This is a genomic window from Microcoleus sp. A003_D6 (assembly GCF_036702825.1).
Taxonomy (GTDB): Bacteria; Cyanobacteriota; Cyanobacteriia; order Cyanobacteriales; family Microcoleaceae; genus Microcoleus.
Genome location: NZ_JAUBWA010000272.1, coordinates 1 through 2,403 on the forward strand (window position 1 = coordinate 1; position 2,403 = coordinate 2,403).

2 protein-coding genes are annotated in these 2,403 nt (G+C 49.6%); one reads left to right on the top strand and one right to left on the bottom strand.

Annotated features, from left to right (window positions below):
* Window positions 1–533: 533 nt before the first annotated feature.
* Window positions 534–812 carry a hypothetical protein gene (locus tag QUB70_RS32335; RefSeq protein ID WP_332985891.1) on the bottom strand — a complete coding sequence of 93 codons (279 nt, stop codon included), beginning with the start codon at window positions 810–812 and terminating at the stop codon, window positions 534–536.
* 12 nt (window positions 813–824) lie between these two features.
* Here QUB70_RS32335 and QUB70_RS32340 point away from each other — a divergent pair, with 12 nt between their 5' ends.
* Window positions 825–2,060, top strand: coding sequence for a HetZ-related protein (locus tag QUB70_RS32340; protein WP_332985892.1), 1,236 nt, complete (start codon window positions 825–827; stop codon window positions 2,058–2,060).
* The last annotated feature ends 343 nt before the right edge of the window (window positions 2,061–2,403 follow it).

Sequence of the window (2,403 nt, forward strand, 5' to 3'; positions counted from 1 at the left end):
ACGTTTATACTGGTTGCAATTCCTCTCGCCGCTAAACTTCGTTATAGCGGGAGCCTCCTTGCAACATTAAGGTGACTTTGGTATTAGAGAGAGAGGCAGGGTGAGTTGTTGGCAGACTGGCCTCTCTGTGCTTGTGGCCCACCCTACACTACTAGACCTCTTGCAAAAATAATTAGGACGGGCTCTGGGGCCCATCCCACAAAAAACATTTTTCCTTGTGGAACGGGCCCCAGAGCCCGTTCCAAAATTTGATTAAAAGGACTTTTGCAAGAGGTCTACTACTTCTCTTCTCTTCCTTTGCGTTTTTGGCGTTCTTCGCGGTTCGTTCAAAAAAGGCCGTTGTAGGGATTCCCGTCTGCCTAGCTAAGAGCAAATTTGCAGATTAACCGGGTTTCCTAACTGCTGTGCCGTAGCTTCAGAATACATTGCAGTTCGCTACACTCTGCCGAGTCTCGATTCCAGAAGCTCGATCGCCCAAAACCGCCTCAAACAGCCAGTTGCTAAATTGTCCACTCAGCGGCCTTGGAACACCGTCAATCTTTGTCGCGATCGCCGTACCCGAGTAACAGCTCAGAATGCTTGTACGGTAAGGCTTTAATGCCAATAAAAGCAATCCTCGACAGCCAGCGCTTAGAATCAGATTCAGCAGCCAAAAACTGTTGCATGAGAGAGTGGAACACTGGCATCACTGCGGTTATCTCTACTTCCGTAACATTCAATGTATAGAGAGTTGAATCAGCACAGCAAGCGAAACCGCCAGCAACTGTCGCCTCACTCTCTGAGAAATGTCCTCGCACGCTGTGCGCTACCACCGGATAAACGCCATGACTGTCAAAACTGCCACCACCGTCAACTGCAACACCGCTTCTAGCCTCAACTCCATTCCGGCCGCCTCCACCGAACAAACCGCCGAAATCAATACAGTGTCCAGCATCGATGTCCTGGCTTTAGCCCAATTCGCGCTCAAAGAATTGGAAGCTGAAATGAAAACTTCCAGCCGCAGCGCTCAAGCAGTGGCGATGCGGATTGCTAAGGAAGTCGAACGGATTTGCCAAAAAAGCGATCGCATCCAAATTTCCGGCGAAGTTGAAGCTTGGCAAATCACCTTGGCCGAGCACCGGTTGCAAAAAACCCTGCAATACTACCGCCTCGGCTCCAAAAGCGGCCGCGTCGAACTGCACTCTCACCTCGCGGCGATGATTTACCGCCATGTTGCTTCCTTCCGATCGAACTTGAACTTCCAAGCTCGCTACAACATGATTGAAGACTTTTTGCAAGGCTTTTACATCGAATCTCTGCGAGCTTTCCGCCGCGAACACCAAGTCGATGCTACCTACCAGCCCCGCACGCAGCTAGAATTGGCTGAGTACATGGCTTTCACCGAACACTACGCCAAACGCCAAATCGGCTTGCCCGGCCGCAACCGCCAACGTTTGATCGTCCTCCGCGCTCAAGGATTTGCCAAGGGCCAACCTCCCGAAACTGCGATCGACATTGAAATGGCTGTAGAGTCGGGCAAGGGAGAAGATGCGGAAATGCACAGCCGCTCTCCGGCGCTGCAACAAGTGCGCGAGCAAATGGTATCGGAAACTGTCGATCCGGCTGATGCTGTGCTGCGCGATCGGGTAGTCTCGGAATTGATTGCCTATCTGGAAGCGCAAAATCAGCCTGAATGCGTGAATTACTTAACTTTAAAACTGCAAGACCTTTCTGCTTCGGAAATCGATCGAGTTCTCGGTTTGTCTGCCCGCCAGCGCGACTACTTGCAACAACGTTTCAAGTACCACGTCGAAAAATTTGCCCGCACTCAAAACTGGAAACTGGTGCACGAATGGCTGGGTGCTGATGTCGATCAAAAACTGGGAATGACTTCTGACAAATGGGAAGCATTTCGCGCTCAACTCTCGCCCCAAATGCAGCAACTGTTAGAAATGAAGCGGAATCAAGAAAGCGACAAGGCGATCGCCACCGCGCTCAACTGCACTCCCAAACAAGTCCAAAAACGCTGGGCGCAACTGTTGGATCTGGCTAGCCAGACTCGCAACAGCAGCCAAGCTTAAGTGGTACTCAAATATGAATGCAACTGTTTTCTTGAGACTGGAAAATGCGATCGGGTGCGGCACCTGCACAGGAATGCCCGCCCCGGCGTCCGCTCTCAAATCTACCAGCGCTGCTACTAATTTATAGCCACTTTTTGGCAAATTCAATTTATTAAAACAACATTAATTTTTTTAATATATTTCGTTCCCGGGTTAGGCCTGGGATTTTTTCTATCAGTTATTTTCTATTAGTCATTAGTCATCATTTATCGCTCACCCGTCATTAGTAATAGACCTCTTGCAAAAATCCTTTTAATCAAATTCTGGAACGGGCTCTCCGGCCCATTCCACAAGAAAAAAAATT